A 2,416-nucleotide genomic window follows, 5' to 3' on the forward strand; every position below is an offset into this window, starting at 1 on the left:
GCAATACTGTAGCGACTTTAAAGTATTTCAACTATATATGAATAACTAATAGCAACTTTTAAATCATAAAACTATTGAACACATCAGCCAATAAAGCGGCAGCAATTAATATAAATATCATTCCGCAACCACGATTGAGCCAAGCCAAACGCTCACCAACATCTAACCACCCTGCCAGCTTTTTACCGCCTAATGTATATACTATCTGCCAAATCGTCTCACTTAAAAATAGCCCTAAGGTAAGCACAATATATTGCGGCCAAAGCGGCGCACTAAAATTGATAAATTTAGGAAAGAAGGCAGCAAAAAATAAAATTGCTTTTGGATTAGAGAGTGATACCCACATACCTGTGCGAAATAGCATAGCATTACTAGGTGCCATCTTGACCGCAGCACTAGAGAGCGAGCGCGGCTTGAGTGTCTCAGATTTATGAATACTATCAGGGCGATTTGAGCTCGTTGCCAACTCTGCGCTAACTTCTGCGCTCATCGCATTGGCGTCATTCATTAAGCTGCTATTGCTGCCACTATCACGCCACGATGCAATACCCAAATAAATAAGGTAAATGGCACCGACTGTTTTAATGACCGTCAATAACCATGGTGACTGACGGCTAATAACATCCAATCCCAGTAGTGTCGAGAGCAACAGGATAAACAGCCCAAGGCTGAGACCTGCCAGCGTCCATAACGTGCGCTTGACTCCGTAATTAATCCCATATTGAAATGCCAGTAGCATATTCGGACCCGGTGTCGCCGAGATAAAAAACGTACTTGCAAAAAATACCACAAACAGATGCCAAGACATCAACTAACCCCTACTCTTTTATTTTGAACTGAATACATTACTAAAAAATAAACACCGCCATAAAGACGGTGTTTATTATACCAACCACGATCGAAACCTTGCGGTTTATTTATCCGTAGTACAACTTTCTAATAGACGCTGTAAGAAGCTATCACAGCGCTCAATCTCATTTAGCTCAACATATTCATCGGCTTTATGCGCCTGCTCAATACTACCAGGACCACAGATAATCGTTGGAATACCACTATTGGTAAACTGTCCGCCTTCTGTGGCATAAGCAACTTTATGGCGTTGAGTGTCACCTGTCAGTGCCGCTATCAATGCTTGTAGCTCGGCACTATCACTATCTGTCATTGCCGGTACGCTTTCTTCTTGCATCAGCTCAATGCCAGTTTCTGGCGCGCGCGCTTGCATTTGTGCGCTTAATTCTGCAACTTTTGCTTGAATCGGTAGCAGAATATCGTCCTGCGTCATATGCGGCAGATTGCGATAATCAAAGGTGAACTCACACAGATTGGGCACGATATTAGTCGCTGTACCACCGTGTATGGTGCCGACAGACAATGTCGAATAAGGGACATCAAATAGTGCATCATTATCGTCACGATGGCTTATTTCTTCTGCCAAGGTATCAACATAGCCAATCAAACGACTGGCATAACTGATGGCGTTCACACCTGTTGCTGTCAATGATGAATGTGCTGATTTACCGTGGACACGGCAGCGATAGACGGCAATGCCTTTATGCGCCACGACCATCGCCATATTGGTAGGCTCACCGACGATACAATAATCAGGGGTAATACCGCGAGCTTTTAAGTCTGCCAAAATCAATGGCGCACCTAGACAGCCAACCTCTTCATCAAAGGATAAGGCTAAATGAAGAGGACGACTCAGCTGACCATTGTCAGAGAGCTCGACAGCTTGTGGCAATAAAGTAAGCGCACACGCAATAAAGCCCTTCATATCGCAAGCGCCGCGTCCATATAGCTTGTCACCACGAATCGTCGCAGTAAACGGCTCTGATGTCCATGCTTGACCATCAACTGGTACTACATCCGTATGACCAGATAGTACCAAACCATGATTCACGATATCAGCCCTGTTATTAGCATTGTTACCTGCTGCTACGGTGACAAATAAATTGGCTTTATTTTTGGCGTCATTAAATGTTAAATCTACGCTTAAGCCTAATTGCTCGCAATAGCTTCGCACGTATTCAATTAGTGCTAAATTTGAATGGCGGCTGACGGTATCAAAAGCTATCAGTCTTGTTAGCCAGTCGATGCTGTCTTTAGGATAATGCGTATCCAATACAGTTTGGTTAATGTCGTCAATACGAGTTGATACAGTCATAGAGCATCCTTAATATGATACAAGATAAAAGAGTTTAGCCTCTTTGGAATGAGCGTCGTTGCAGCGCTTTCACTTCTTCATCTAAGCCTACAATTGGACCTTCAACTGGCACATTAGGTGCAACCTCTTGGATGGATAGAGTCCTGATCGGTGATGAGGATTTTACACTCATCTCCTCCATCCATGCGCTTAGCTGTTTTGATGAGCTGACATAAACAATATGTCCAAGACCTACCCAAGCATGAGCAGCAG

General features: G+C 43.8%; 2 protein-coding genes and 1 pseudogene. All 3 read right to left on the reverse strand.

Annotated elements, in window-relative coordinates; genetic code table 11:
• Positions 1–58: 58 nt before the first annotated feature.
• On the reverse strand, positions 59–808 hold the full coding sequence (locus VLN09_RS08645; RefSeq protein WP_325245623.1) for a LysE family translocator: 750 nt from the start codon (positions 806–808) through the stop codon (positions 59–61).
• A gap of 105 nt (positions 809–913) precedes the next feature.
• Positions 914–2,164, reverse strand: a complete 1,251-nt coding sequence (gene argE, locus VLN09_RS08650) for an acetylornithine deacetylase (protein WP_325245626.1) — start codon at positions 2,162–2,164, stop codon at positions 914–916.
• Positions 2,165–2,198: 34 nt separating this feature from the next.
• Positions 2,199–2,416 (reverse strand): annotated as a pseudogene (locus tag VLN09_RS08655) (nucleoside deaminase); the annotation flags it as partial.

Source organism: Psychrobacter sp., assembly GCF_035469765.1.
Classification (GTDB): domain Bacteria; phylum Pseudomonadota; class Gammaproteobacteria; order Pseudomonadales; family Moraxellaceae; genus Psychrobacter.

What these genes read in the sequence shown, in the direction of transcription:
- VLN09_RS08645 (WP_325245623.1), bottom strand. Translation starts at nt 808, where the DNA reads ATGTCTTGGCATCTGTTTGTGGTATTTTTTGCAAGTACGTTTTTTATC.
- argE (WP_325245626.1), bottom strand. Translation starts at nt 2,164, where the DNA reads ATGACTGTATCAACTCGTATTGACGACATTAACCAAACTGTATTGGAT.